The organism is Lunatibacter salilacus (assembly GCF_009797935.1).
Classification (GTDB): domain Bacteria; phylum Bacteroidota; class Bacteroidia; order Cytophagales; family Cyclobacteriaceae; genus Lunatibacter; species Lunatibacter salilacus.
The window spans coordinates 180,112-205,850 of record NZ_VOLC01000008.1 but is presented as its reverse complement, the minus strand read 5'-3'; the positions used below and the strand labels follow the sequence as shown (position 1 = coordinate 205,850).

Genomic DNA, 25,739 nt, shown 5'->3' with positions numbered 1-25,739 from the left:
GGCATTACATGTGCAGGGCGCGGTTATCCGTAGCTGCCAGACAAGCTTCCTTAAATACTTCTGTATAGGTAGGGTGAGCATGTGACATACGGGCAATATCTTCAGCAGAAGCTCTGAATTCCATAGCCACTACCGCTTCTGCGATTATATCGGCAGTGCGCGGTCCAATCATGTGAACCCCAAGAATTTCATCTGTTTTAGCGTCTGCCAGTACTTTTACAAGCCCATCTACATCCCCGGAAGCCCTTGCTCGGCCCGATGCCATAAATGGAAATTTACCGGTTTTAAATTCGATGCCTTTCTCCTTCAGTTGCTCTTCGGTATAACCAACCGCCGCCACTTCAGGCCAAGTGTAGACTACATTTGGAATTAACAGGTAGTTGATATGAGGCTTCTGGCCTACCAGCTGTTCGGCAACAAATACACCTTCCTCTTCAGCTTTGTGGGCTAACATAGCCCCTTTTACGACATCTCCTATAGCATAAATATTATCCGCAGTCGTTTTTAAGTGTTCGTCGACTTCGATCTGACCTCGGTCCGTTATTTTCACACCCGCCGCTTCAGCGTTAAGCCCTTCTGTATATGGTTTTCTACCAATGCTTACCAAAACATAATCCCCCTTCAGCTCTACCGTTTCTCCTTTACTATTTTCAGCTTTGACAGTGACTTCCTTACCTTTTCGGTCTACTGCAGACACTTTGTGTTTTAGATAAAAGTCAACACCCAATTTCTTCATGGACTTTTGAAGCTCCTTACCCATTGTTCTGTCCATAGTAGGAATTAGGGAATCCATAAACTCCACTACAGATACTTTCGCACCTATTCTGGCATATACGGAACCAAGTTCGAGTCCAATTACTCCACCTCCGATTACTATAAGATGTTTGGGGATTTCCGTCAAGTTAAGCGCCTCTGTGGACGTAATGACCCGCTCCTTGTCCAAAGTAATGAAAGGCAAACTAGATGGCTTGGAGCCTGTAGCTATAATAATTTGCTTTCCGGATATTTCCTTGTATGTGCCATCCTCTCCTGTAACCTTCACCGTCTTGGCATCGACAAAAGAACCCAGCCCTTGATGGACGTCAATTTTATTTTTTTTCATCAGGTATGCTATACCATCCACATTTTGCTTGACAACCTCGCCCTTCCTGCTAATCATCTGCTTCAGGTTGACTTTCAGATTCTTTAATTCTATACCGTGGGATTGAAAAGCGTGGGCTGCATTGTGATAATGCTCCGAGGAGTCCAATAGAGCCTTGGATGGGATACATCCTACATTAAGGCAAGTACCACCTAGGGTCGGGTACTTTTCGATAATGGCAGTTTTAAGGCCTAACTGTGCACCACGAATGGCAGCTACATAGCCTCCTGGACCAGATCCTATTACGATTAAGTCGTACATGAGTTACGGTTTTTTTATGGTTGAACCAGCCCACAAGCATCCGGTAAATGCACTGGTAACTGGTATATGTGTTAAAAAGCCCTCCAAGGAATTAACACCTGGAGGGCAAATCTAGTTTATATTTAAGATTTATATGCCAATCAACAGTCTTGCCGGATCCTCCAACAACTGCTTAACGCGTACAAGGAAGCTTACTGACTCCCTACCGTCAATAATTCGGTGATCATAGGATAGGGCTAAATACATCATCGGTAGAATTTTCACTTCACCATTGACCGCCATAGGTCTATCCACGATGTTGTGCATTCCCAAAATAGCAGACTGAGGAGCGTTGATAATAGGCGTGGACATCATAGATCCGAATATGCCCCCGTTGGTTAACGTAAAGGTACCCCCAGTCATCTCATCGATAGTTAGCTTTCCGTCCCGGGCCTTGATCGCAAGACGGACAACTTCCTTCTCAATTTCCGCAAAAGACATCTTTTCCGCATTTCTGATCACAGGCACAACCAATCCTTTTGGAGAAGATACAGCAATTGACACATCGCAAAAATCATTGTATATGATTTCATTGCCATCTATCTGCGCATTTACAGCAGGCCATTCCTGCAAGGCAATACATGTTGCTTTGGTAAAGAAGGACATAAATCCAAGATTTACGTTGTATTTGTCCTTAAACTGATCTTTATATTGCTTCCTAAGATCCATGATAGGCTTCATATTTACCTCATTGAAGGTGGTAAGCATGGCCGTTTCATTTTTGGCGGCTACCAGTCTACGGGCTATAGTCCTTCTTAAAGAAGTCATTTTTTCCCTCCGCTGATTGCGGTCTCCCTGCTTCACGGATGGAGTCGTATCCTTTACAACTGATTCTTCCTTTTTAGCAGGGGTTGCTTCCTTGGATGTTTTCTCTGCTTTCTCCGCATCTTCCTTAGTAATTCTGCCATCTTTACCGGTTCCATTTACTTGAGAAGTATTTATCCCTTTCTCTGCAAGAATTTTTGCAGCCGCCGGAGAAGCATGGCCCGTGGCGTAGGTTTCATTGGCAGAAATCTCCGCTTTGGAAGGAGCTGAGGATTGCTTTTCAGCTGATTTGTCGGCGGTACCAGGCCCCGAAACATCTATTTTACAAATAAGGCCACCTATTTCAAGGGTATCTCCTTCTTGGGCAACATGCCTTAATATTCCAGTAGCTTCGGCTGGCAATTCAAAAGTCGCTTTGTCGGAATCTACCTCTGCAATAATTTCGTCCAGCTCCACATGAGAACCATCTTCTTTCACCCAAGTAGCCAGCGTCACTTCGGTGATTGACTCTCCGACCGTAGGAACAACCATTTCCTTTGTTTCTCCAGTGGATGCCGGTTTTTCGGCCTCGGATTTTGAAGGTTCCTTCTCCGCGGCCGCTGATTTTGATGTAGATGCACTATCGGTACTTTCTTTAGCGTTGGTGTCAATTTCACAAATCACCGCGCCAATTTCCAACGTTTCTCCATTTTCAGCCTTCGTATGGAGAACGCCTGACGCTTCTGCCGCTAGTTCAAAAGTTGCTTTATCAGACTCCAGCTCACAGATGACCTCATCCATTTCTACATAGTCGCCGTCATTTTTAAACCATTGGCCAATGGTCACTTCTGTGATGGATTCCCCTACTGCGGGAACTTTGATTGCTATACTCATGTGTTAGTTACTTTTGGCTATGAACTAAAAAAGTTCGTTGTCCTATTGCTATTTATTACAGTTATGATTTTAGGAATTAATTTTCAACGCCATTTCCAAGATAGCCTTTTGTTCCGCTACATGGACTTTGTTGAAGCCTGTTGCCGGCGAGGCACTTGGTTTTCGCGCAATGACATCCATGACAACATCCTTAAAAAGGTTTCTGACCATGTAGGCCCAATAGCCCATATTTTCCGGCTCTTCCTGAACCCACACCACTTCAGCCTTTTCATATTGCTTTATTGCATTCAGCAACTGTTTTTTAGGAAGGGGGTGAAGTTGTTCTATACGGATGATGGCCACATCTTTTACCTTCTCTTTTTCTCTTAATTCATCCAGCTCATAAAAAATCTTCCCTGAGCAAAGGATTACCCGCTTGACGTCTTTTTTCTGAACGGTCTTATCCAAAATCACTTCACGAAACCTGCCAGAAGTGAATTCTTCAATCGGAGAGAAAACTTTTGGATGCCTCAGGAGGGATTTAGGTGACATCACCACACAAGGCTTTCGGAATTCCCAAGTCATCTGTCTTCGAATCATGTGGAAAAAGTTGGAAGGTTCGGTAATATTGGCTACCACAATATTGTATTCTGCCGACATTTGAAGGAATCTTTCCGGCCTGGCATTTGAATGCTCCGGGCCCTGGCCTTCGTAGCCGTGAGGCAACAGCATAACCAGCCCGTTCATCTTCTGCCATTTGGATTCTCCAGACGTAATAAACTGGTCAATCATGGTCTGTGCTCCGTTTGCAAAGTCTCCAAACTGGGCCTCCCATATCGTAAGCGCAGAGGGGTTGGCCATTGCATAACCGTATTCAAATCCCAATACAGCATATTCGGAAAGCAGGGAATTATAAATATAAAACTTGCCCTTACTATCCTTCAATTCCTTTAGGGAATTATAGGGCTTGTTTGACTGGGCATCATGGATCACTGCATGTCGGTGGGAAAAGGTGCCCCGCTGACAATCTTGACCAGTTAGTCTGACCGTTTTACCATCCATCAATAAAGACCCATAAGCAAGCAATTCCGCAGCTGCCCAGTTCAATGACCTGTTTTGGAAGAACATTTCCTTGCGCTGCTTCATCTGCGCTTCGATTTGTTTGATAGGCTTAAACCCCTTTGGAGTAATTGTAAGGGCTTCAGCCACTTTGTCTATCACCTCCTGTGAAATCGCCGTTTCCGGTGACTGGTCAAAATCTTCTGGGAGAGATCTCCTTAGTTCCAGCCAAGCTTTTTCAAAGGGGGAATATGTGTAAGGGAGGGGCTTTTCCTTTACCATATTCAACCTGTCCTGGAGAAGTTGCCTGAATTCCTTGTCCATTTGTTGGGCAAGTTCAGCATCCACATCACCTCTTTCCAAAAGTTTTTTATTATATATTTCCCTGGGATTAGGGTGCTTGGAGATGATGTTGTAGAGTTCCGGCTGGGTGAATTTCGGCTCGTCGGATTCGTTATGTCCATGACGGCGGTAACACACCATGTCTACAAAAATATCTTTATGGTACTTCTGACGGAATTCCACGGCTAGCTTGGCAGCAAATACCACCGCTTCCGGGTCATCTCCGTTTACGTGAATGACAGGAACATCGATAACTTTGGCGACGTCAGTACAATAGATAGAACTACGGGCATCATCAAAATCCGTGGTAAAACCTACTTGGTTGTTGATGACAAAATGAATGGTACCACCTGTGTGGTACCCTTTCAGGTTTGCCATCTGGGTGACTTCATAAACGATACCCTGACCGGCGACCGCAGCATCGCCATGAATCAAAACAGGAATCATCTTTCCGGCATCATTGGCATATTGATGATCGATTTTAGCTCGGACAAATCCCTCAACAACAGGATTCACGGCTTCCAGATGGGATGGGTTGGGAGCGAGCTTAAGAATCATCATTTTGTCATGAAAAGTAGGCACCTCACTGGAAAATCCCATGTGATACTTCACGTCGCCATCCCCCATGGTCAAATCAGGCTTCGCCGTTCCTTCAAATTCAGAGAAAATCTGTTCGTATGTTTTCCCCATTATATTGGCCAGAACATTTAACCTGCCCCGATGAGCCATTCCAATCATTACTTCCTCCACTCCCAAATCCGCGGCATTGGAAATCAATGCGTCCAAAAATGGAATGGTACTTTCTCCTCCTTCCAGAGAAAACCGCTTTTGCCCCAGATACTTTGTATGCAAAAAGTTTTCAAAAACTACCGCTTCATTCAACTTGCACAGAATCCGCTTCTTTTCCTCAGATGGGGGATCGAATACCAAGGCGTCTTTCTCAATTTTCACTCTCAGCCAATCCAGCATTTCAGGATCCCTAATATAGAGATACTCAAAACCCATAGAGCCTTCATAAATTTTCTTTAAGGCATCTATGATCCGTTGTAAGGTTGCTGTTCCAATTCCTATTTCATTTCCAGCCTGAAACTCCGTCGATAAATCACTTTTGGCAAGACCAAAATCTTCTAAATCTAACAGCGCCCTTCTATCTCTTCTCTTTCTTACTGGATTAGTGTCGGACCGTAGGTGTCCCCTCGACCTATAGGCATGAATCAATGCCCGCACCTTAATTTCTTTGGGCAACTCTTCCATATCCATGATGGAACCCTTAGTGGCTAAATTACCGTTTTCCGGTACTTGAGCTAAAGCCCCTCCGTTTTCATCCTCACCAAACTTGGTGATGGCAAAATCGAACCCGTCAAAAAAAGCCTTCCAGCTTGGGTCGATGGCGTCAGGATTGGATTTATAATCCACGTATAGCTCATCAATATAGGCTACGTGGGCATTGGAGATATATGAATATTTATCCATGGTTATTTTTTATTCCCTACAAAAGTAGAGAAATAAGTTATTCTTTAAAAACCGTCTATGCGAATATACAAATACATCTGATTATCATTGTATTTTAATTTTCGTTACCAAATATTATATTGAGTTAAATCGTTTTCATGTGGAATATTTCAAATTCGCAGTTGATTTTGGCAATAGGTTCGGAAAGAGGCTTTGAAATTTTTTTAAAAATAATTATTTATTTTTTAACACGTATTTATGGGGTATATGGGAATTTCAAGGGATCCGGATAATCGAATTTGAATCCAGTTTTCAAAAACAATGCTGGACTGATTTGTTTCCAGGAACTGAGAGATACGGATTCATAACTTTTTGGAGGAGGAAAACCCAAAGACTTTGCGTTTTCCTCATAAATCTCGATTTTTTTTGGATGGATTGGAGCCACTACATTGTAGGTGGCATTCCAAAGTGACTGAGATATAATCCATTCAATAGCCCTAACCGCATCATTTCTATAAACGTAGTTGGCAGGTGGATGCCCTGCTACATTTTCTTTTCCTGAAAAATATTTGCCAGGAATCCGATTGTCTCCCAATAGACCTCCAAAGCGGACAACTGTAAGGTCGTACGATTTATTTTCCCAAAGAATCTGTTCTGCCTGCCAGAGAGCAGGATTTCCGGTATTTGACAGGTTTAGCTCATCGGATTCATAGGCTTCTTGACCAAGATCGGGATATACTGAGGTAGCCGAAACATATATGATTTTGGAAACACCGGCATTGACAGCCAAGCTACGTATTTGTGTAATCTGTTCGGGATGAAAACTATCCGGATTGGTTCTCCTTGAGGGCGGAATATTGATATATAAAATATCTACATCAAATATTTCCTTTGTTTCCTCCCCTTCCGGCAAAGGATTGAACTGCAACAATTTGGCTGAAATACCGGATTCCTGTAGCCGTTGTTTTTTTTGGGTTTGTGTGGTCGTGCCCACAACGGAGTGTCCACTGTCACGAAGTTTGCGGGCTAAGGGCTCCCCAATCCAACCCAATCCCAAAATCCCTACAATTGGTTTCTTTTCAACCATAACTTGAGAATCACGTTTAAATTTTTAATTTAAGCTCAAAAAAAAAGGCTGAACACCTCAGCCTTGATTTATAGAATTTTTAGCTTTTTTTGGGCATGGTTCCGAAAACATAGTCCCAAATAGGAGTACTCACTCCAAATGCCACATCCGGATCTTTATAATGATGAATGGCATGGTTCACCCATAGCACCTTCAGGAAATTTTTAGGTGGTTGAAAAGCGTGTACAATATAATGCACTCCTAAATATCCCGCATACCCAAACAAAAAACCAGGAAGAAAATAAAACGAATAATCCCCCATCACAAAGTTAAAAGCAACATAGGCCACAAAGGCGTATAGTCCCGAAATAAAGGGCGGCATAGCGAGTCGATCCTTGTCTTTGGGGTAGTCATGATGCACACCGTGCATGGAATATTGAATCTTGTCCTTCACCTCGGAATCAGGCTCCATGTGGTAGAGATACCGATGCATTAGGTACTCAACGAAGGTGAATAACAAAAATCCGCCAAAAATCAATAAAACTGCCGTATAGCCTGAAATACTGGTGGCTGAGATGCCCATATAAAGAGCGTAAATACCTACGCCTATAAACATTGCAATGGGTATGCTAATGTGCGTCCTACTAATTTTTTCCAGTAACGGGTTAGCAAACATTTTAGCTGTCCCATTATTGTCCGGTCGATCTAATCTCCCTATTTTCTTCATTAGAAACTACTTATGGTTTTATTAAACAATCTACTGACCCCTTTTATAATGGGTCTTTTCGTTCAAAAAGAGCCCATTAATTAGCTAACAATTTTTAACAATTGCCATTTTAACGTAATAGGTACCACAAGTAGTTTCATTTTACCCCTAAATTAAAAGTGAAACCAGTTATTTTGCTAAGGCAGCAAAGGACGTTTCGATGGTCTTTTTATAAAAATCTTCGTAGAGGTATAAGATTTTTGATATATCAAATTCCTTCGCTCTTTCGAGTGCATTCTTTTTGAAAGTGGGGAGATTCTCATCTTTCAAGATATCCAGTGCCCGGGCAGTCATGGTAACCACATCTCCAATTTCGCACACATAGCCGGTTACGCCATCTATATTTAATTCAGGAATACCCCCGGCATTTGAAGAAAGCAGGGGAACCTCACAGGCCATTGCTTCCAATGCAGCCAACCCAAAACTTTCCTTTTCGGAAGGCATCAAGAACAAATCCGCCACTGAAAGTACTTCTTCTACAGCCTCGAGCTTCCCTAAAAATCGCACATCATCACAGGTCCCTAGCTGCCTGCAAAGCCTTTCCATCTTGTCCCTCTCAGGCCCATCACCCACTAAAAGTAATTTTGCAGGTATTACTTTCCTCACTTCATTAAATACACGAATCACATCATCCACCCTTTTTACTTTTCTGAAATTTGAAGTGTGGACTAACAGTTTCTCACCATTTGGGCAGATAGCCTGCTTAAAATGCTCTTTTTTCTGTTTTTTAAATCGCTCCAGATCAATGAAGTTTGGTATTACCTCAATGTGATTTTTAATATCGAAGTGGTTCAAAGTGTCTTTTTTTAAATCTTCAGACACAGCAGTCACTCCGTCAGATTTGTTGATACTGAAAGTAACAACAGGTTCATAACTTGGATCCTTTCCTACCAAGGTAATGTCTGTACCATGAAGCGTAGTCACCACGGGAATATGTATCCCCTGCTCCTTTAAAATCTGCTTGGCCATATATGCCGCAGAGGCATGGGGAATGGCATAATGCACGTGAAGCAAATCCAGTTGTTCAAATTTCACCACATTCACCATTTTACTTGCCAAAGCCAGTTCATAGGGAGCATGCTCAAAAAGTGGGTAACTTTTAATATCAACTTCGTGATAAAAAAGGTTTTCGTTGAATAAATCCAGCCGGGTCGGCTGACTATATGTAATAAAGTGGATCTTATATCCCTTTTTGGACAAGGCCTTTCCCAATTCAGTAGCCACCACGCCGCTACCACCAAATGTAGGATAACAAACGATCCCTATGTTCATGTTTTATGAGGTTATTTACGGACAAATATTAAGGATAACACCACCAGCACTCTGATTTGTTCAATTGGAAGCCAAAAGAATTACGTTTGCAAAGGATTTATAGATAATGTCGTGAATCTTCCCCCGAATTTTATCCTTAGTAATCAGATTATTGCCCGCAGACGGGTGAACCCGGTTGGAAAGAAAAATATAAACGAGTTGATTATCCGGATCAGCCCAAATGGCCGTACCAGTAAAACCAGTATGCCCAAAGGTGCTTGTTGGTGCTAATGTGCCAACGGCAGATCGTTTTGTCGGATCTGGATTTGGCCTGTCCCATCCCCAACCTCTGCGACTATGCTGGGATTGACCGGTCGTGAACGACTTTACCGTTTCCTCTGTCAATAAATTCACCTCGCCGTACTTGCCTCCTTGAAGCATCATTTGCATGATTACAGCCAAGTCATGAGCTGTGCCAAAAAGTCCGGCATGTCCCGCGACACCGCCATACATGGCAGCACCTTGATCATGGACATATCCGTGAACCAGTGTTTTTCTAAAAAGCAAGTCTTGTTCAGTAGGTGCAATATCTCCTCTTTCAACCCTGTCAAGCGGTCTGTATCCAAGTCGATAAATCCCCATTGGGGAATAAAAATTCTGCTCCAAAAACTCATTCATGGGCTGGCTTGTTTGCTGCTCAATCAGTCGTTGTAGTAAATACATGCCAATATCTGAATAGGTGTAGGAAAATCGGCCATTCCCTCTAGACCCTGACTTTTTGAGATTCGACTGCACCGTCCAATGCCACACACTATCTGGGAGCGAACGGTGAGCGAACATCCCGTCGGCTACCGGAATACTAAAAACATCATCTTGTGTACCGCTGTAAAACTCCTTCTTCCAGATATTACCTTCCATCGTCTTTGAAAAATGAGGTATATATCCCAACAATCCGGATTCATGGGTCATGATATCCTTAATAAGCAATTTACCCTTGTTGGTCACTTTCAGTTCAGGCAAATACGTTTCTATTGGCATATTCATATCAATCAATCCCCTTCCATGCATGAACATGATCACCTGAGTAGTTGCCATGACCTTAGTAAGGGACGCCAAATCATAGACAGTCTCGTTGTTAACTTGTCGGGTGTTGGAATAATCTAGATGCCCATATCCCTTCTCCATTACCACTTTCCCATTTTTGGCAACTAAAACTACTCCTCCGGGAAATGCTTTTTTAGCGATCGCATCGTCCATTACCCGGTCGATCTGTGATAACACTTCGCTATCCATGCCTTGGGATTCGGGCGAACTAAATGCTAACCTTTCCAATTGGACCGTCTCACAACCCATTCCCTGTGTAAGTGTTGCGCTGAGGCTGACCGGCAAGGTTCCTGTGGCTGATCTTGCACCAAAAAGTATCTGGGGAACAAGTTTCTCCGTGAATTCATTTTCTTCGTATGCCAATACAAGGCTTGGCAACTTTTCGAAATTCTTGGCTGCATAGGCATTTCCAAATACGACTGTAATGACTTGGTGTGTCTCACTAAGGCGGCTGATAAACCGAACGTCGTCGGGGCTTATTCCAAAGTTTTTCTTGGGATTATTGCTTACTCCCATCACCCCGACTACCACCGTATTGTATTGTTTGAGATTTTCTTCCATCCCACCGTAATTGTCCGACCCGCTTGACGACCGCAATGTATAGTGGGTGAACTTCCCGTATTTATCCAATTGTTCCTTAAACTCCTTACCCCTCTCCCCCAAGGTCAGTGAAGCCATTTTTCTGACATCTACATGTCTAAGGGGAAGGACTAAGTCCTCATTTTTGGCTACGGTGATGGAAGCAGCATACATTTGCTCAATAAGATCTCTCGTACCTAAAGTAGTTATTCTTTCAGTGATTCGGTGTGGCTCAATTTTGGACATTTTATCCAGTCCAGACCAATATTTAGCGCTTAAGATCTTCTTTATTTTTTCATCTATCTCTTCCCTGCTTATTTCTCCATTTTCAATGGCTTTCAGAATTAGCTCCTTTGATTTTGGAACGTTCTCCGAATAAAGCAACACATCATTTCCGGCCTTGAGTGCCAACAGGTCGACTTCCCCCGGGGGGTGTAGGCTGCTCACTCCTTTCATGTTCAATGCATCTGTAAAAATAAGACCTTTAAAGTCCATCTCTTCCTTCAGCAAATTAGTAACGACTTTGGGGGAAAGGGTGGTGGGCATGTTTCTCTCACTTCCCAAGCTGGGAACATGCAGGTGGGCCACCATCACACTCATTAGGCCTTCCTGGATCATTTGCCGGTATGGATATAGATCGATGTCCTTTATCCGCTCCTTGGAGTTGGTGATAACAGGCGTGGTGAGGTGAGAGTCCAAACTCGTATCGCCGTGACCAGGAAAGTGTTTTGCATTAGCCACAATGCCGTTGTCCTGCATCCCTTTCATATAAGCGATTGACTTGCGGCTGACCAACTCCTTTCCCTCTCCGAAAGCCCGGTAACCAATTACTGGATTGTCCGGATTGGAATTTACATCCACGACAGGTGCGAAATTGATATGCATGCCAAGCTCTTTGAATTGGCGGGCGATCTCCGACCCCATAGCATAGGTTAACTTCTCGTCTGGACCAGCCCCGATCGTCATCTGTTTTGGAAATAACAGCACACTGTCCAGTCTCATCCCCGGGCCCCATTCGGCATCCATAGCGATGAAGAGTGGTACAGTTGATTGTTCCTGATAGCGGTTTGTGAGGTGGGCTTGGCGCACTGGCCCTCCCTGAAAGAAAATCAATCCCCCCAGCTTTTGCTCTTGGATAAGCTTACTGATTTGATTTTCGTGGCGATGGTCCATATTGGAATAAGCTGCCACCATAAACAACTGTCCCAGTCTATCTTCGAATGTCATACTATTAAAAATGCTATCCACCCACGTCAATTGGGAGGACGGATTCTCGCTGATGAATGGGTCCCGATAGGCCGATGCAGGAACAAAGGAAGAAAGACCTATGCTACCGAGACAAACCATTGCAAAAATTACAGAACAAACTTTTTGGTACATGTGGGCGTTAAAATTTTATCTGACACAAATTAAACCTAAATTTGTAAGTCTAATACTCTTAAACCAAACATACAGAAATTCCTCAATTGAACCAACAACTAATTGTGTAAGCGGTTTAATTTTATTTATTAAAAGAGGACTTACTTAAAAATCCGTGGTAATATGCCAAGTTTGGCGTGGCAGTAATTGCATATTGAGAGTAACCTTTGAAGTTTAGGGCGAAGTATGTCCTTTAAAAGGGGGTCATTGCCTGAGGATCCAATCGTCCGGTAGATATTTAGTTTAATCCATGTGTCGGGTAATACGATAAACAACAACATTACAATATTATGAAATTCCCTTCCATATTCAGAGTCAGTCAACCTCAGCGGTTTAACATCGTTCCCAGGCATTACGATCCTGTAAAAGAAGAGATCGAAATGCGTACTTCTCAAATAAGAAAAGACCTTGAGAAAGATGGGGTTCTACCTTCCGAGGATGCGGAGGAAGCACTACGACTAGGCAGGGGGTCCTCCATTCGTGGGGCATTTACAAAAGGAAGCCCAATTAAACAAAAGCCAAGCAGCATATTTGAAAGTACGGGCGTCATACGCCTTATGATTATCGTTTTATTGATAGGCGGTTTTGGAGGTTATATTTACATAGGTCCAGATATCATTTATTATTTTATTTATTTAGGCTTGGGGATAGGATCTTTGGTAGTTCTTTTTAAGCTTAAAGGAAAAAGCTCCCAATGAACGATCTGATTCAGCTTCTCCCTGATGCCATTGCCAATCAAATCGCAGCAGGAGAAGTCGTCCAACGCCCGGCATCCGCTCTAAAAGAACTTTTGGAGAATGCCATTGACGCAGGCGCCACTGAAGTGCAGGTAGTGGTAAAGGAAGGGGGGAAGCAACTTATACAGGTGATAGACAATGGTGCTGGCATGTCACTCACAGATGCCCGCATGTCCTTTGAGCGGCATGCTACTTCCAAAATCAGACAATCGGATGATCTTTTTAGACTGCGGACCTTTGGGTTTAGAGGAGAAGCACTAGCCTCCATCGCTGCCGTGGCGCAAGTTGAAATGAAAACCAAACGGAGTTCTGATGAACTGGGTACACTGCTGTGTATCGAAGGATCCGAGGTGAAAAAGCAGGAGCCCATAGTGTGCCCCGAGGGGACATCCATATCCGTAAAAAACTTATTCTTCAACGTCCCGGCACGTAGAAATTTTCTTAAATCCAACGCAGTGGAAATGAGACATCTGGTCGAGGAGTTTCAGCGGGTTGCTCTCTCCTATCCGGAGGTGAGTTTTTCTTTCTATCAAAACGACATGCAGCTTTTCAAGCTAGGCCCGGGTAAATTGAGCAAGCGTATATTAGGACTGCTGGGCCAAGGCTACAAAGATCAACTGGTGGTCTGTCAGGAAGAAACTCCACTTTTGCGCATTCAAGGTTATATTGGGACACCCAATAGCGGTAAAAAGACTCGGGGAGATCAATACTTTTTTGTGAATCACCGATATATAAAAAGCAACTACCTGCATCATGCTGTAGTGAATGCATTCGAGGGACTAATGGCGCAAGACCAGCATCCCTTTTACGCTTTGTTTCTGGAGATAGACCCCATGCATATCGACATCAACGTGCACCCGACGAAAACGGAAATTAAATTTGATGACGAACGAACGGTATACGGGCTACTTCGCTCAGCGGTCAAACAGTCCTTGGGGGCCCACCACGTAGTACCTACCATTGACTTCAGCATGGATGTGAATTTCACTGAAACCTGGAAAAACGACTTGGGAAAAAAACAGGAAGTAAGTGCCGAAAATTCCTACAAAAACTTTCATTCCTCCGCATTCCGCAAACAGGATGTCAGTGGATGGGAACGGATCTTTGACGGCAAAAAAGAGGCCTTTTCGGAGGGGGAGGACAGATTCCTGGATGACCGGCGGAATGCAGCCAAGGAAACCATTACCTTCTCCAGCAAAGCCAGCCAGCCTATGCTTCCCGCTGAGCAATTCACAACCGAAAAAGAGGTATCAGGAAGCACTTTTCAAATAGAATCCCGATACATAGTCTCCCAAATGGCTTCCGGCGTACTGATTTTCGATCAACAAGCCGCCCACGAACGTATACTCTATGAGCGTTTTGTGCGGCAATTGCATCAGGCGAAAGCATCCTCACAACAATGCCTCTTTCCACAAACGGTAAACCTCAGTCCAGCAGATTACGTACTGGTGATGGACCTTCAAGAAGAGCTGGCTAATCTAGGGTTTTTGGTGAGCCCTTTTGGCAACCATACCTTGGTGATCGACGGAGTTCCCGCTGATATTAGCATAACCAATGAGAAGGCTCTTTTTGAATCCCTGCTAGAGCAGTTCAAGCATTTCAAATCAGAGCTTTCCCTAGATAAAAGGGAAAATTTGGCCCGCTCCCTTGCGAAAAAATCCGCTATCAAACGGGGGAGTTCCCTGAATAAGCAAGAAATGGAAAACTTGGTAGGACAACTGTTTTCCTGCCAAAACCCAAATTATAGCCCTACAGGGAACAAAACCTTTGTAAAATTGGATTTAACTAAAATAGATAGTTTTTTTACCCATTCATAACAAACCTTCTTCTATGTTCAGATCGCTTACACCCACCGTGAAAAACCTATTGATTATTACGGTTGGCATTCACTTTATCAGCGAGTTCTTCATGCCCCAATTGAAGTCATTGTTTGCGCTGTATCATATAGAGTCGCGTTTTTTTATGCCCTTTCAGTTTTTGACTTACATGTTCATGCATGCGGATTTTTGGCATCTGTTTAGCAATATGTTTGGACTGTTTATTTTCGGTCCGCTTTTGGAGCAATTTCTGGGACCTAAAAAGATAATCATACTTTGGATGGTATGTGGGATCGGATCAGGGATTCTATACAACGGATATAACATTTACAAAATCAATAAGCTTGACAATCATATAGAAGCATTTGTAGCGAACCCTGATCCGGAAATATTCAGGGAGTTCGTGTCAGACAACAGCCATCTATTTAACTCCGGTATATATGACTTGACTGAAGAATTCAGTAATAATCCCGACCGCACCGACCTTATTGAGCGTGCTAAAATGAATATGTTGGGTATACGTGACCGCATGGTCAACATTCCCATGGTAGGTGCATCCGGCGCTTTATTCGGGGTATTAATCGCATTTGGCATGTTATTTCCAAACACGCAGTTGTTCTTATTATTCCCACCTATGCCAATAAAGGCAAAATACCTTGTGTTGTTCTATGGACTATACACAGTATATAATATATTTGTAAGTAATCCTGCTGACAACGTTGCTCACTTTGCCCACCTGGCCGGTTTGGCTGTAGGTGCGGGGTTGGTGACGTATTGGAAGCAGGATAGAAAAAATTTCTACTAATATGTACGGAGGATTCTGGTTTAATCTCAAGCATGCTTTCGACCATAAAGACAACGGTCTTTATAAGATCATCGCTATAAACATTATTTTGTTTCTCTCCTTTATGGTGCTACGGGTGTTTTTGACACTTGGGGGGGGGGGAGAAGTATACCGATCGATCATTTCGTTCTTTATGATGCCAGCCCATATTCCGGCATTATTGACCAAACCCTGGACACTCTTCACCTATATGTTTCTGCATGAGGGGTTTTTGCATATTTTATTCAATATGCTTTTTCTGTATTGGTTTGGATTATTGGTCAACGAGTTTCTGGGAAGTAGGAAATTGGTGAATCTCTATATCCTGGGAGGCTTGGCAGGTGGGCTTTTTTATGTTATCATTTATAACCTCGCTCCATATTTCAGCAACGAGGTTGAACGATCACTAATGCTCGGGGCAAGTGCTGGTGTCTTTGCTGTTGTAGTGGCAGCTGCGACGTTAAGGCCTGATACAGAATTTCGACTCTTATTGCTTGGCCCTGTCAAGATTAAATATATTGCCATTTTTTATGTGCTGGTTGCTTTTGCAAATTCTACAGGAAGCAACGCTGGTGGCGAACTGGCCCACTTGGGGGGAGCGATTTTAGGTTATTACTATGTATTGCAGCTGAATAAAGGCAAGGATATTGGTATGCCCATTCAAGCCATTGGGGCATTTGTTAGAAATTTGTTCTCCAAAAAACCAAACGTTAAGGTGACCTATCGGAGACCCGGAACTGAGATGAAGAGTAAGCCAAGTTCTCCGTCTTCTTCCTCCTCCCACACCACTACTAGTACCCAAGAAGAAATCGATAAAATATTGGATAAAATCGCTGAAAAAGGCTACGACAATCTGAGCAAGGAAGAAAAAAGAAAGCTTTTTGACTTCAGCAATAAATAGTTTAAGCCTCTATAAACTTGTAATCCTCCAATCCCTTCTCAGTCAGATAGGGAACTAGTATGGATAGCACCAATTTACTGTAGTATTCCGGCTTAAAATTATCTTTACCAAAAACCATGTTGTTATGCGTCAGCCAAAAGTCTGACAAAATAATCATTTGATTTGCTAAGTTGTCGTATTGGCCTGATATCATTTCCCCCCGTACTAACCGCTCGTTTTCCAGACGTTGAAAGAGATGAAGCAACTGACTTTTTCTAAGGGAAATTAGTTCGTAGTACCTATCTTTGATTGGCTCAATATGCTCTATGATTTCATGGAGGTTTAAGAAAATAAACCGGTATTTTGTTTGAATCTTGTACGATTCCTTGGTGGAATTTAGGAGCTTGGCAAGTGAGGTATCGTCCGTATCAAGCCCTTCCGAAATACAGTCAGATTCTTCACACAATTGATAGAAAATATCTGCAACAAGTGCTTGTAATGAGCCGAACTCCTCTCTATATGAGGGCAGGGGTATGCCACTTTGCTGTATTAATTTTTCGCCCTCAGCCAACCGAAACCCATGTTCGTTGAAGCTAGATGTAGCGATGGAAATCATTTCCGCTTTATTCATTGTGTAATGGTCATTTTAAAAATTTTGACTAGACCTATATAATATAGGATTTTGGTCCACTTCATTCAGGTATCAATTCCAAGTCGTTTTTATTGGCTAGCTGTCCACAAGCAGCATCAATATCCTGCCCCCTGGATTTTCGAACTTTGGCAATGATGCCCTGACCCTCCATAATTCGCAAATACATGTCCACTTTTTCTGGATCGGCCTGTTGAAATTCCCCATCATCAATAGGGTTATACTGGATAAGATTTACTTTGGAAGGAATGATTTTGCAAAATTTGGCAAGTGCATGGGCATGGTGTTCGTCGTCATTGATGCCTTTCCAGATGACGTATTCATAGGTCACCTTGCGTCTTGTTTTGGCATACCAGTATCGGAGTGCCTCTGCCAAGTCTTCTACAGGATTCGTATCATTGATAGGCATGAGTCTGCTTCTAGTCTCATTGATTGCGGAATGGAGAGATACCGCCAAGTTGAACTTCACGTCATCATCCGCTAGCTTTTTGATCATTTTACACACTCCCACCGTAGATACTGTAATTCGCTTCGGCGACATTCCCAAGCCCTCCGGTGAAGTGATTTTCTCGATGGCTGCCAACACATTGGCATAGTTCAGTAGGGGTTCACCCATGCCCATAAATACGATATTAGTTAGAGGCCTGTCATGATATAAGCTTGCCTCCTCCATTATGGTAGCTACCTGATCGAATATTTCATCCGGATTTAGGTTTCGCATCCGCTTGAGCCTGGCTGTTGCACAGAAATTACAGTCCAAGCTGCATCCCACCTGCGAGGATACACAGGCAGTAATCCGCTTCGGCGTAGGGATAAGCACGGACTCAACAATATTTCCGTCAAATAACTTGACTGCATTTTTTATAGTCCCGTCACTACTCCGCTGTATTTGATCCACATGGACGTGATTGATGATAAAATGTTTTTCCAATAATTCCCTTGTAGCCTTGGAAATATTGGACATGTCAGAAAAATTTTTCAGGGTTTTGTTCCACAGCCAATCGTATACTTGCTTGGCCCGGAATTTTTTGTCTCCTATGGAAACAAAAAATTCCTCCAATTCCCGCAAGCTTAGCTTTCTAATGTCTCTCCTACTGCTTTCCTGATTCATCCTGCAAAGGTACGTATTACTTGTTAGGAATAATCAGCGAATAGTACAATTTTTCACAGCTAAGTGTTTATAGCTCAAAAGATAAGAGTTTTCGTGAGGCCGATGAGCTACAAAGAAAAGTTTCTGCTTTACGTATTGATAGGATTTTATCTATTTAAAGGGGTATCTATAAAGGAGAAAATTGTCGGAAATAGGGCAAAGACAACAAATAGATAATAGGCTGAAAGTAAAACCTGAAGAATCAATATACTCGTAGTGAAAACTTTCTAGAACATCATAACAAGTGGTTAGCTTGACATTCAATAAAGAGGGATTAGGTATGAAAAAATGTTACGATGCGATTAATTAATTCACAAGCACCCTTGAAAAAAAGCTAACTACTCTCCAATTTCTACCATATTAAAACCTTAGGCGATATTTCGGGCGCAGGCCATATTTCTACCATATTTCCTCCATATCCCCTAACCGCCGCACTCCGGTCTCAACATATATCTAATATCAATTAATATCCAATATCTAGCAATATCATTCCCCATATTTCAGGCGTAGGCCATATTTCAATTCCCCAATATCAAAAACGCTACTCGAAAATAACTTTTCACAACATCCCCTTCGCCTTAATCTCCAAGTATTTGTTGATGGCATTTACGGTCAGTTCCTCCGGAGGAGTCAGGATTGCCTGGATGCCCCGCTTTCCCAACTCCAAGACCATTTGCCGCTTTTCCACATCAAACTTCTGTGCTACAGTCTTGCGGTAAATGTCCGATAAATCTGCCGCTGGAGACTCTAGCAATTCCTGCATTTCGGTATTTTGAAAGATGACCACCACAAGTAGGTGCTTACGGGCCAATCCCTGCAGAAAGGGCAATTGCCTTCTTAATCCCCCCATATGTTCGAAATTGGTGAACAGAATTAGCAGACTCCGCTGCGGTACTTTCCTTTTGACGGTACCGTAGATTACGCCGAAATCGGTGTCATGAAACTGGGTGGCTATGGGATATAGGGCCTCGGATAATCCACGAAGTTGGGAGCGGCTATTACTTGCCGGCAAGGCCTGGTGGATGCCATTGGAAAAACTAATCATGCCTACCTTGTCCTTTTTCTTAAGGGCTAAGTTGGCAAATGCCAGGGAACTGTTGATGGCATAGTCCAGCAGGGTCATTCCAGAAAAAGGCATCTTCATGACCCGTCCCGTATCAATCAGTAGGTAAATTGGTTGAGATTTCTCTGTCTGAAATTGGTTAACCATCAGGTCGGACTGTTTGGCTGTTGCCTTCCAGTTGACAGCCCGTACATCATCACCCGCTACATAGTCTTTGATACGGTCAAACTCCATGGAGTGCCCAAGCCTTCTAATCCGCTTGACTCCATAAGAAAGGCTCTTCTTGTCCGAAGCTAAAAAGTCAAATTTTCTCATCTGTATAAAGGAGGGATACACCTTTACCGACTGCCCCTGATCAGAACTAAACCTCCTTCTTATCAATCCCAATTGGGAGCAAACATAGACATGTAGATACCCAAACACATAATTTCCCCGTTGAAGCGGCGTCACTTCATAGATTAGCTGCCGGGTGTCAAAGCTCTCCAGCCGTAGCTTTAGCAAAAAATCCCTCTTCTGAAACTGCGCAGGCAGTTCGTCGATAATTTCAAGATTTACCGGAAATCGATATCCACTTGTTACATGGATACTTACCGGGTTGGGATCACCGTTGGAAAGCTTATCCGGCAGGAATCTACTCGAAATAATTCCTTTTGACGAAGCAAACAACCACACCGCATCACCCAGAATCGCCAGCAACATTAGCCATAGGAGGATAACGCTAACGGGGTAGAGGAACGTCACCCAATAGGAAAGCATAAAAAGCAACCCGATCCCGGCTAACAAATAAAAAGGCCTAGGAGGAAGGTAAAGGCTCCTGAAAAAGCGGACCATACTCATCGCGGCACAGGTGTGGTCTGAATGACTGTATCAATGACCGATTCGGCCGTCATGCCCTCCATCTCCCGCTCCGGCGTAAGGATCAACCGATGACAAAGCACAGGTAACGCGGATTTTTTTACATCATCGGGAGTCACAAAATCCCTTCCCGCAATAGCCGCAAAAGCCTGGGACGCATGCATAATGGCCAAGGAAGCTCTCGGGGAACCTCCCAAAAACAAATGGGGATGATTTCTGGTCTTGATAACCAGTTCGGCAATATAGCGCATTATCTTTTCCTCCAGCAATACTTCTGCGGTCAGTTTGCGATAAGTAGCCAAGGATTCGGGGTTTAAGATTTGCCTAATTTTTGGTAACGGATCCTCCCCTTTTCGGTGGTGGTGGGATTTGAGGATAAGAACCTCTTCTTCCAAGGAAGGATAGGATACGTTGATCTTAAATAAAAATCGATCCAGTTGTGCCTCCGGCAAGGCGTAGGTGCCCTCCTGTTCGATGGGGTTTTGGGTAGCCAAAACCATAAAAGGGAAATCCATGCTCATCCGTTTTCCGTCAAGAGTAATTTGACGTTCCTCCATGACCTCAAATAGGGCCGACTGGGTTTTGGCGGGGGCACGGTTGATTTCATCTATAAGAACAATGTTTGAAAAAACAGGCCCTGGCCTAAACTCAAACTGACTACTTTGCCTGTTCAGTATTGACGTACCCAGCACATCGCTTGGCATCAGGTCGGGGGTAAATTGGATACGGCTATATCCGGTATCAAGTGTTCGGGCGAATAGCTTGGCAGTAATGGTCTTGGCAATGCCTGGAACTCCTTCTATCAAAACGTGGCCATTGGCCAAAAGAGCCACAATAAGCTGCTCTATAAAGGACTCCTGCCCTATAATAATAGCATTTAGCTCCGATTTTACTTGATCCACCGCTTCTTTCAGCTCATGCAAGGGCAGGCGGGATTGGAAGTCGTCCCCTTCATTCATTGGCTGGCTTTCTTCCCTGTCATTTTGGGGATCTTCATGTTGTGCTGTCATGGCGCTGTGTATAGTTGGTTACAAGTTGATTTAATCGGATAAGTTCTTTTGGTGTAACAGTCTTGCTTTTTAGCAGTTCTTCTATAAAATCAACGGCCTCCTCAGTCGCATTTAAGGTCTCTCCATATTTTTCAGAAAGCCGTCTGCGCCACTCTGAATCCCGGTGCTCCGTGCCTATGTGGTGAGTTCTTCGAAGGTATTCAAAGAGGTAATTGATTTGATGAGTGGCCAAGGCCTTGTGGTCACCTTTGGCTAGGTACATGGATGCCAGGGTATCAACAAAGGCAAGTGACTGGTTTTTTGGGGGAAGGATGACAGGAATTGCCGCTTGCCGGCGTTTGCCTACAAACAACACCCAGAGTACAACCATTGCCAAAAGTATGTAGTAGGCCATCTTCAACGACCGGGTGCCTAGAAGCACGTAAAGGGGAGAACTGTAAAAAGACTTCCCCACCTTGTAGTAACTGTCAACATACAGCGGATTATCATCGGGAAGATAGGCAAGGACACCGCGCATATAGGCGAAGTTGTCATCTTTTAACAGAAAGTAATTGGTAAAAATAGCCGGAAAGGTATGTAAAAAAATCCTACCTTCTCCCATTTCCACAGAGACGAAATTAATATCGGCTTCACTCCAATCTGGCAATTGGTCCGACGACACCTTAGCTCCCCTGCCAAGTACTTGAGGGGACCAAATGCTTTTCATTTCGGTAAAAGCGACAAGCGGTTCTTCCCTGTCGTATTGAATCGGTATTTGTGGATTTAGGTGGGGATTGATCAAGTCCAGATAGAGGGAACTCGCTGCTATATCATATTCCAATCGCCTTTCAATGATTAGGCCCAAAGTATCAAGAAGAAATTCATCCAACTCACTGGCGGCCATAAACAGCGTATTTCCTTCAGCCACCCAATCCATAAGCTGATGGGTAGTGGTGGCATTCCAGGTAAGGCTTCTGTTAAATAGGAAGTAGGTACCCTTTATTGTAGAATCCCGCATAAATTCAAACACCGGTATGTTTACCTCCACAAACCGCTCCTCGCCGGCCCAAGCTTGAAGGGCTTCATGGAAAACCATGGATCCCCGGGGTATATTATCCGATTTATAAAAACTATCGTTCCAATTTACCGGAGGATCGGAGAAGGATTCAAAGAAAAAAATAGCAGTGACAATGATCAGTAATCCAGCGGCTAGCAATACCTGTCCTTTTTTCATAGCAATGCTTTTAGCCGTTCAAAGGATTGTACCGTTCGGGAGAAAAGCAATTCATCCACTTCGAATTTTCCGTACCAGATAGAATCATAGGCCAGGGTAACCCGGGCAAAAGTATCCTTCAGGTTTCCATTGGGAATTTCCCGCATGTAATCTGCATTCGTCTTCTGGTCCTGCCAGGTGATCAGCCCTTTTTGGGTCAGCAACTGTAGGGTTTGAAGGTAATAATACCGTATCGCCAAGGGGTAGTTTCCAGCAGTTATGGCTTGTTCTATAAGTTGACCTATAGCAGTATGGTGTATGATGTCTTCCTCAGCAAGCATGCGGACTTGACTGTTTTGCATGGCTCCTCTACCAGAAACGTCCCGTTCCAAGTTGGCTAGAATCCATACCAATACGGCCAGCATTCCCGCCACCGCTATATAAGGAAGGATCCGTATCATCCAAGCTATCAATCCAGTGGCTTCTTCACCAGCCAAGATCCAAGCCCAAAATTTATCCCAAATTTTCTCCGGCCATCGTCTGATTCTATTCCAGAATGATTCGTCAGCAATTTCCTCGTAATAAGCGAATGCCGGGTCATTTTTAAATTTCTCTATGGAAAAACTGTCGAAAACAACTTGTTCCCTCGGTGCCAAGTCCCAGTGCTCCTCTCCCAAAGAAGTTGCTCCTTGGGCGCATAAATCAAGAGATAATAGGCCTAAGCATGCCCAGGCCAAACTAAGTATGATCTTATATTTCCTCTTTTCCAAGATGTTTGATTTGTTCCAATAAGCCTGTACTTCCCTTTTTTTCGTCAAGGTCGAAGTAAATCAATGCCAAGGCTATAATAAATACTATATACAACAGATAGGTGAGAGCAGCAGACACCATGGTCAATACGGCAGCAACAATATCGACCCCCCCTGCTGAAGCAGAGACTTCCTCCGCCACACCAAATCCCCTCAACATCCCGTAAACAAAAACAGGCAGTTGGAAGGCAAAGGAAATGATTCCAAAAACAATACTTACACCTAAGAGTGTACCGAAAGTCACCCACCATTCTCCCTTTACCAGCTGAAATCCCCTGGAAATCGCCGCTTTGATGGATTTATTTTCCATCACAAGTGCCACATAGCCCACAATCAGTGGAACATAGATAAATATCCCGGGCAAGATGAGCAATATCATTCCCAACGCCACCAAAATCACCATCACAACAACATATCCCAATAAGGATAGTGCTACATTTCTCCCTTGAATAATTACAGTCGGCTGATCAATTTCCCTTGTATTGTTGGCGTATGCTTTGACAAAGTTCAATACGATACCAACCATCAACACCATGTAAACTACGGATGCAACCATTATTAAAAAATAAGTCAGGCCAAAAGGAGTAATATCCGGATCTGGGGAAAAATTGATAGGGGTGTAAGCGGCTTGAATGCCGCTTAGCAATATTAGAATGATGAATGGGATTAATAGGCCCTTGATAAAAAGGGACTTCAATGCCTCAAAATTACTTCTTGCGAATTTAAAACTATCTGAAATAATTGCACTAATGCTTCTTTCAGCTTTAAGTTGAATGTGTTGGTTTTCCATGAGAATGTTTGCGGTTTAAATGATATGGATAAAAAACAAAATAAAACAAAATCAACCCTAAAGAACCCAATATTATAACCCAGGCCAAAACTACCGGCATCTGGGTTTGCCGGGTAACGAATCCTTCCAAAAACCCCGCAAGGATAAAAAAAGGAACCGTACTCAACATGATCTTCGCCCCATCCATCACCCCACGCTTAAAGGACTGCAACCGGGGGTAGCTCCTTGGAAACAAAATGGAGTTCCCTACCACGAGCCCTGCACAGCCGGCAATGATGATGACGGATATTTCTATAGTTCCGTGAATCCAAATCGTACGGAATGATTCCCAAAATAGATCCTTATCGGCAAAGAAATACTGAAAAGAACCCAACATCACGCCGTTTTTCATTAAGACATAGAGAGTTCCTATTCCGAGCAACATTCCCATGGCAAATGCCGTGATTGCCACCCGGATATTGTTTATGGTAATCCCAAGAAACATCTCAATGGATCCGGAACTTTTATAAATGGCCATGGGATCTCCCTGATCTATATTTTGCAACGTTTGGTTGACATACTCATCTCCCAAAATGCTTCGGACAAAAGCCGCATCTGTCGCTGCACTGAACGCACCAATAGCGGAAAATACAACAAACACCAAAAAGGCAACTGCCAGAACACCCCTGTATTGATGAAACATCAACGGAAAGTCAGTGATGAAAAAAGAAAACCACTGTCTAGAAGCATTTTTCTTGGTTTTATATAATAGCAGGTGAGATTGCGTAGCCAATTGGTTGAGGTATGCGGAGGTATTGCTTTGGGGGTAAAAGGTTCTGGCATAACTGAGGTGGTCCGTCACTTCCAAATATAAATCTGCCAGTTCATCCGGAGAAATATTTATTTTATGTTGCAGCACATTTTCAAATGCTAACCATTTATCTTTATTTGCCTTTATAAATGCTGCCTCTCGCATAGGTACCAAAAAGTTTTTTATCAAATAAAGAAATAAATGGATAATTTTCAAATAGAAACGGCACAAAATATCCGAATTCAGCAAACAATTGCCGGAGTTGGCGACCGAATCCTTGCCTACTTCATAGATATAGTTGTTCAAGTCGCCTATATCCTAATTTTATTAATAGGCATGGGAAACATGAATCCATCTGGAGGCAACGAAATGTGGGTGATTTACATGATTCTCGCCGTGCCGTTGTTGTTGTATTTTTTTCTTTTCGAAACCTTTATGAATGGCCGTACCCCCGGAAAAGCCGCCATGCAGCTACGTGTCGTCAAGTTGGACGGATCCAAACCCGACATGTTTACTTTTTTTATACGTTGGGTACTTCGACTGATTGACATTTCCCTCACATCCGGCGGAATAGCCGTCTTAGTGATCTTGGTCGGCGGCAAAGGTCAGCGCCTGGGGGATATGGCTGCGGGTACTACCGTAATAAGCGAGAAAAACAACCCAACTCTAGGCACAAGCCTCATGGTCTCCTTACCGGAAAATTACTCCCCGCGCTACCCACAGGTAACCCAGCTTACGGATGCCCAAATTCAGCAGATAAAAACCATTTTGGACAAGGCACTGGTAAAAAGGGAGTTCCAAGTGATTAAAAAGCTTGCTGAACAAACCTCCTCTCTTCTTGCAGTGACCCATGAACAACGATCCTTGGAGTTTCTTCAGCAGATTATTACTGATTATGCTTTTTATACCCAACAATAAATAAGTAGCTCAATAAACCAAATTTTAACTTAATCAAAAAATTTCGTACATTCCTGACCGCTGAGAAACGTGCGGAAAGTGATTACCAATCTAGATTAAGGGGAATTCGTCTATCTCAATGACTGACAAAACGGCTGGATTTATGTCTTAACCTGTTCGT

20 protein-coding genes are annotated in these 25,739 nt (G+C 43.3%); 5 read left to right on the top strand and 15 right to left on the bottom strand.

The genetic code is table 11. The features are described from left to right. Positions 1-4 precede the first annotated feature (4 nt). From lpdA to FQ608_RS12800, 7 genes are all read right to left on the bottom strand, one after another. A complete protein-coding gene (lpdA, locus tag FQ608_RS12830) occupies positions 5-1,402 on the bottom strand; it encodes a dihydrolipoyl dehydrogenase (RefSeq protein ID WP_158858633.1) in 1,398 nt (465 codons plus the stop codon). A 129-nt stretch (positions 1,403-1,531) separates the two neighbouring features. Beyond that, positions 1,532-3,079 (bottom strand): 2-oxoglutarate dehydrogenase complex dihydrolipoyllysine-residue succinyltransferase, encoded by a 1,548-nt coding sequence (gene odhB, locus FQ608_RS12825; RefSeq protein ID WP_158858632.1) that lies wholly within the window; start codon positions 3,077-3,079, stop codon positions 1,532-1,534. A 69-nt stretch (positions 3,080-3,148) separates the two neighbouring features. Then, a complete protein-coding gene (locus FQ608_RS12820; RefSeq protein ID WP_158858631.1) occupies positions 3,149-5,932 on the bottom strand; it encodes a 2-oxoglutarate dehydrogenase E1 component in 2,784 nt (927 codons plus the stop codon). A 235-nt stretch (positions 5,933-6,167) separates the two neighbouring features. Continuing rightward, positions 6,168-6,998, bottom strand: a complete 831-nt coding sequence (locus FQ608_RS12815) for an NAD(P)H-binding protein (RefSeq protein ID WP_158858630.1) — start codon at positions 6,996-6,998, stop codon at positions 6,168-6,170. Between the two features lie 79 nt (positions 6,999-7,077). Then, positions 7,078-7,704 carry a sterol desaturase family protein gene (locus FQ608_RS12810; RefSeq protein ID WP_158858629.1) on the bottom strand — a complete coding sequence of 209 codons (627 nt, stop codon included), beginning with the start codon at positions 7,702-7,704 and terminating at the stop codon, positions 7,078-7,080. 168 nt (positions 7,705-7,872) lie between these two features. After that, positions 7,873-9,015 carry an N-acetyl-alpha-D-glucosaminyl L-malate synthase BshA gene (gene bshA, locus FQ608_RS12805; RefSeq protein WP_158858628.1) on the bottom strand — a complete coding sequence of 381 codons (1,143 nt, stop codon included), beginning with the start codon at positions 9,013-9,015 and terminating at the stop codon, positions 7,873-7,875. A 60-nt stretch (positions 9,016-9,075) separates the two neighbouring features. After that, positions 9,076-12,057: a glycoside hydrolase family 3 N-terminal domain-containing protein gene (locus FQ608_RS12800; protein WP_158858627.1), complete on the bottom strand. Its 2,982-nt coding sequence runs from the start codon at positions 12,055-12,057 to the stop codon at positions 9,076-9,078. A gap of 329 nt (positions 12,058-12,386) precedes the next feature. On the opposite strand from FQ608_RS12800, the gene FQ608_RS12795 reads away from it, so the two are divergent. The 4 genes from FQ608_RS12795 to FQ608_RS12780 are packed head-to-tail and all read left to right on the top strand — an operon-like array spanning position 12,387 to position 16,374. Beyond that, a complete protein-coding gene (locus tag FQ608_RS12795) occupies positions 12,387-12,794 on the top strand; it encodes a hypothetical protein (RefSeq protein ID WP_158858626.1) in 408 nt (135 codons plus the stop codon). Further along, positions 12,791-14,650, top strand: a complete 1,860-nt coding sequence (gene mutL / locus FQ608_RS12790; protein WP_158858625.1) for a DNA mismatch repair endonuclease MutL — start codon at positions 12,791-12,793, stop codon at positions 14,648-14,650. The genes FQ608_RS12795 and mutL overlap by 4 nt, the downstream gene beginning before the upstream one ends. 13 nt (positions 14,651-14,663) lie before the next feature. Continuing rightward, complete coding sequence (locus tag FQ608_RS12785; RefSeq protein WP_158858624.1) at positions 14,664-15,455, top strand: rhomboid family intramembrane serine protease; 792 nt, start codon at positions 14,664-14,666, stop codon at positions 15,453-15,455. 1 nt (position 15,456) lies between these two features. After that, the gene (locus FQ608_RS12780) at positions 15,457-16,374 is read left to right on the top strand and encodes a rhomboid family intramembrane serine protease (protein ID WP_158858623.1); all 918 of its coding nucleotides are present in this window, start codon (positions 15,457-15,459) and stop codon (positions 16,372-16,374) included. Position 16,375: 1 nt separating this feature from the next. On the opposite strand, the gene FQ608_RS12775 is transcribed toward FQ608_RS12780, so the two are convergent. From FQ608_RS12775 to FQ608_RS12740, 8 genes are all read right to left on the bottom strand, one after another. After that, positions 16,376-16,984: a TetR/AcrR family transcriptional regulator gene (locus tag FQ608_RS12775; RefSeq protein WP_158858622.1), complete on the bottom strand. Its 609-nt coding sequence runs from the start codon at positions 16,982-16,984 to the stop codon at positions 16,376-16,378. Between the two features lie 61 nt (positions 16,985-17,045). After that, a complete protein-coding gene (gene rlmN / locus FQ608_RS12770; RefSeq protein ID WP_158858621.1) occupies positions 17,046-18,113 on the bottom strand; it encodes a 23S rRNA (adenine(2503)-C(2))-methyltransferase RlmN in 1,068 nt (355 codons plus the stop codon). A gap of 598 nt (positions 18,114-18,711) precedes the next feature. Then, positions 18,712-20,052, bottom strand: a complete 1,341-nt coding sequence (locus FQ608_RS12765) for a DUF58 domain-containing protein (RefSeq protein ID WP_234364186.1) — start codon at positions 20,050-20,052, stop codon at positions 18,712-18,714. Continuing rightward, complete coding sequence (locus FQ608_RS12760) at positions 20,049-21,080, bottom strand: AAA family ATPase (protein WP_158858620.1); 1,032 nt, start codon at positions 21,078-21,080, stop codon at positions 20,049-20,051. The genes FQ608_RS12765 and FQ608_RS12760 overlap by 4 nt, the downstream gene beginning before the upstream one ends. Continuing rightward, positions 21,064-22,293, bottom strand: a complete 1,230-nt coding sequence (locus tag FQ608_RS12755) for a DUF4350 domain-containing protein (RefSeq protein ID WP_158858619.1) — start codon at positions 22,291-22,293, stop codon at positions 21,064-21,066. The genes FQ608_RS12760 and FQ608_RS12755 overlap by 17 nt, the downstream gene beginning before the upstream one ends. Next, positions 22,290-23,042 carry a DUF4129 domain-containing protein gene (locus FQ608_RS12750; RefSeq protein ID WP_158858618.1) on the bottom strand — a complete coding sequence of 251 codons (753 nt, stop codon included), beginning with the start codon at positions 23,040-23,042 and terminating at the stop codon, positions 22,290-22,292. The genes FQ608_RS12755 and FQ608_RS12750 overlap by 4 nt, the downstream gene beginning before the upstream one ends. Further along, positions 23,023-23,871: a hypothetical protein gene (locus FQ608_RS12745; protein ID WP_158858617.1), complete on the bottom strand. Its 849-nt coding sequence runs from the start codon at positions 23,869-23,871 to the stop codon at positions 23,023-23,025. The genes FQ608_RS12750 and FQ608_RS12745 overlap by 20 nt, the downstream gene beginning before the upstream one ends. Continuing rightward, positions 23,846-24,826 (bottom strand): stage II sporulation protein M, encoded by a 981-nt coding sequence (locus tag FQ608_RS12740; protein ID WP_158858616.1) that lies wholly within the window; start codon positions 24,824-24,826, stop codon positions 23,846-23,848. The genes FQ608_RS12745 and FQ608_RS12740 overlap by 26 nt, the downstream gene beginning before the upstream one ends. A 36-nt stretch (positions 24,827-24,862) precedes the next feature. On the opposite strand from FQ608_RS12740, the gene FQ608_RS12735 reads away from it, so the two are divergent. Further along, positions 24,863-25,579 carry an RDD family protein gene (locus FQ608_RS12735; protein WP_158858615.1) on the top strand — a complete coding sequence of 239 codons (717 nt, stop codon included), beginning with the start codon at positions 24,863-24,865 and terminating at the stop codon, positions 25,577-25,579. The last annotated feature ends 160 nt before the right edge of the window (positions 25,580-25,739 follow it).

Bases quoted from the DNA above. Each gene is read 5' to 3' on its own strand.
- lpdA (WP_158858633.1), bottom strand. From the start codon at position 1,402: ATGTACGACTTAATCGTAATAGGATCTGGTCCAGGAGGCTATGTAGCT.
- odhB (WP_158858632.1), bottom strand. From the start codon at position 3,079: ATGAGTATAGCAATCAAAGTTCCCGCAGTAGGGGAATCCATCACAGAA.
- FQ608_RS12820 (WP_158858631.1), bottom strand. From the start codon at position 5,932: ATGGATAAATATTCATATATCTCCAATGCCCACGTAGCCTATATTGAT.
- FQ608_RS12815 (WP_158858630.1), bottom strand. From the start codon at position 6,998: ATGGTTGAAAAGAAACCAATTGTAGGGATTTTGGGATTGGGTTGGATT.
- FQ608_RS12810 (WP_158858629.1), bottom strand. From the start codon at position 7,704: ATGAAGAAAATAGGGAGATTAGATCGACCGGACAATAATGGGACAGCT.
- bshA (WP_158858628.1), bottom strand. From the start codon at position 9,015: ATGAACATAGGGATCGTTTGTTATCCTACATTTGGTGGTAGCGGCGTG.
- FQ608_RS12800 (WP_158858627.1), bottom strand. From the start codon at position 12,057: ATGTACCAAAAAGTTTGTTCTGTAATTTTTGCAATGGTTTGTCTCGGT.
- FQ608_RS12795 (WP_158858626.1), top strand. From the start codon at position 12,387: ATGAAATTCCCTTCCATATTCAGAGTCAGTCAACCTCAGCGGTTTAAC.
- mutL (WP_158858625.1), top strand. From the start codon at position 12,791: ATGAACGATCTGATTCAGCTTCTCCCTGATGCCATTGCCAATCAAATC.
- FQ608_RS12785 (WP_158858624.1), top strand. From the start codon at position 14,664: ATGTTCAGATCGCTTACACCCACCGTGAAAAACCTATTGATTATTACG.
- FQ608_RS12780 (WP_158858623.1), top strand. From the start codon at position 15,457: ATGTACGGAGGATTCTGGTTTAATCTCAAGCATGCTTTCGACCATAAA.
- FQ608_RS12775 (WP_158858622.1), bottom strand. From the start codon at position 16,984: ATGAATAAAGCGGAAATGATTTCCATCGCTACATCTAGCTTCAACGAA.
- rlmN (WP_158858621.1), bottom strand. From the start codon at position 18,113: ATGAATCAGGAAAGCAGTAGGAGAGACATTAGAAAGCTAAGCTTGCGG.
- FQ608_RS12765 (WP_234364186.1), bottom strand. From the start codon at position 20,052: ATGAGTATGGTCCGCTTTTTCAGGAGCCTTTACCTTCCTCCTAGGCCT.
- FQ608_RS12760 (WP_158858620.1), bottom strand. From the start codon at position 21,080: ATGACAGCACAACATGAAGATCCCCAAAATGACAGGGAAGAAAGCCAG.
- FQ608_RS12755 (WP_158858619.1), bottom strand. From the start codon at position 22,293: ATGAAAAAAGGACAGGTATTGCTAGCCGCTGGATTACTGATCATTGTC.
- FQ608_RS12745 (WP_158858617.1), bottom strand. From the start codon at position 23,871: ATGGAAAACCAACACATTCAACTTAAAGCTGAAAGAAGCATTAGTGCA.
- FQ608_RS12740 (WP_158858616.1), bottom strand. From the start codon at position 24,826: ATGCGAGAGGCAGCATTTATAAAGGCAAATAAAGATAAATGGTTAGCA.
- FQ608_RS12735 (WP_158858615.1), top strand. From the start codon at position 24,863: ATGGATAATTTTCAAATAGAAACGGCACAAAATATCCGAATTCAGCAA.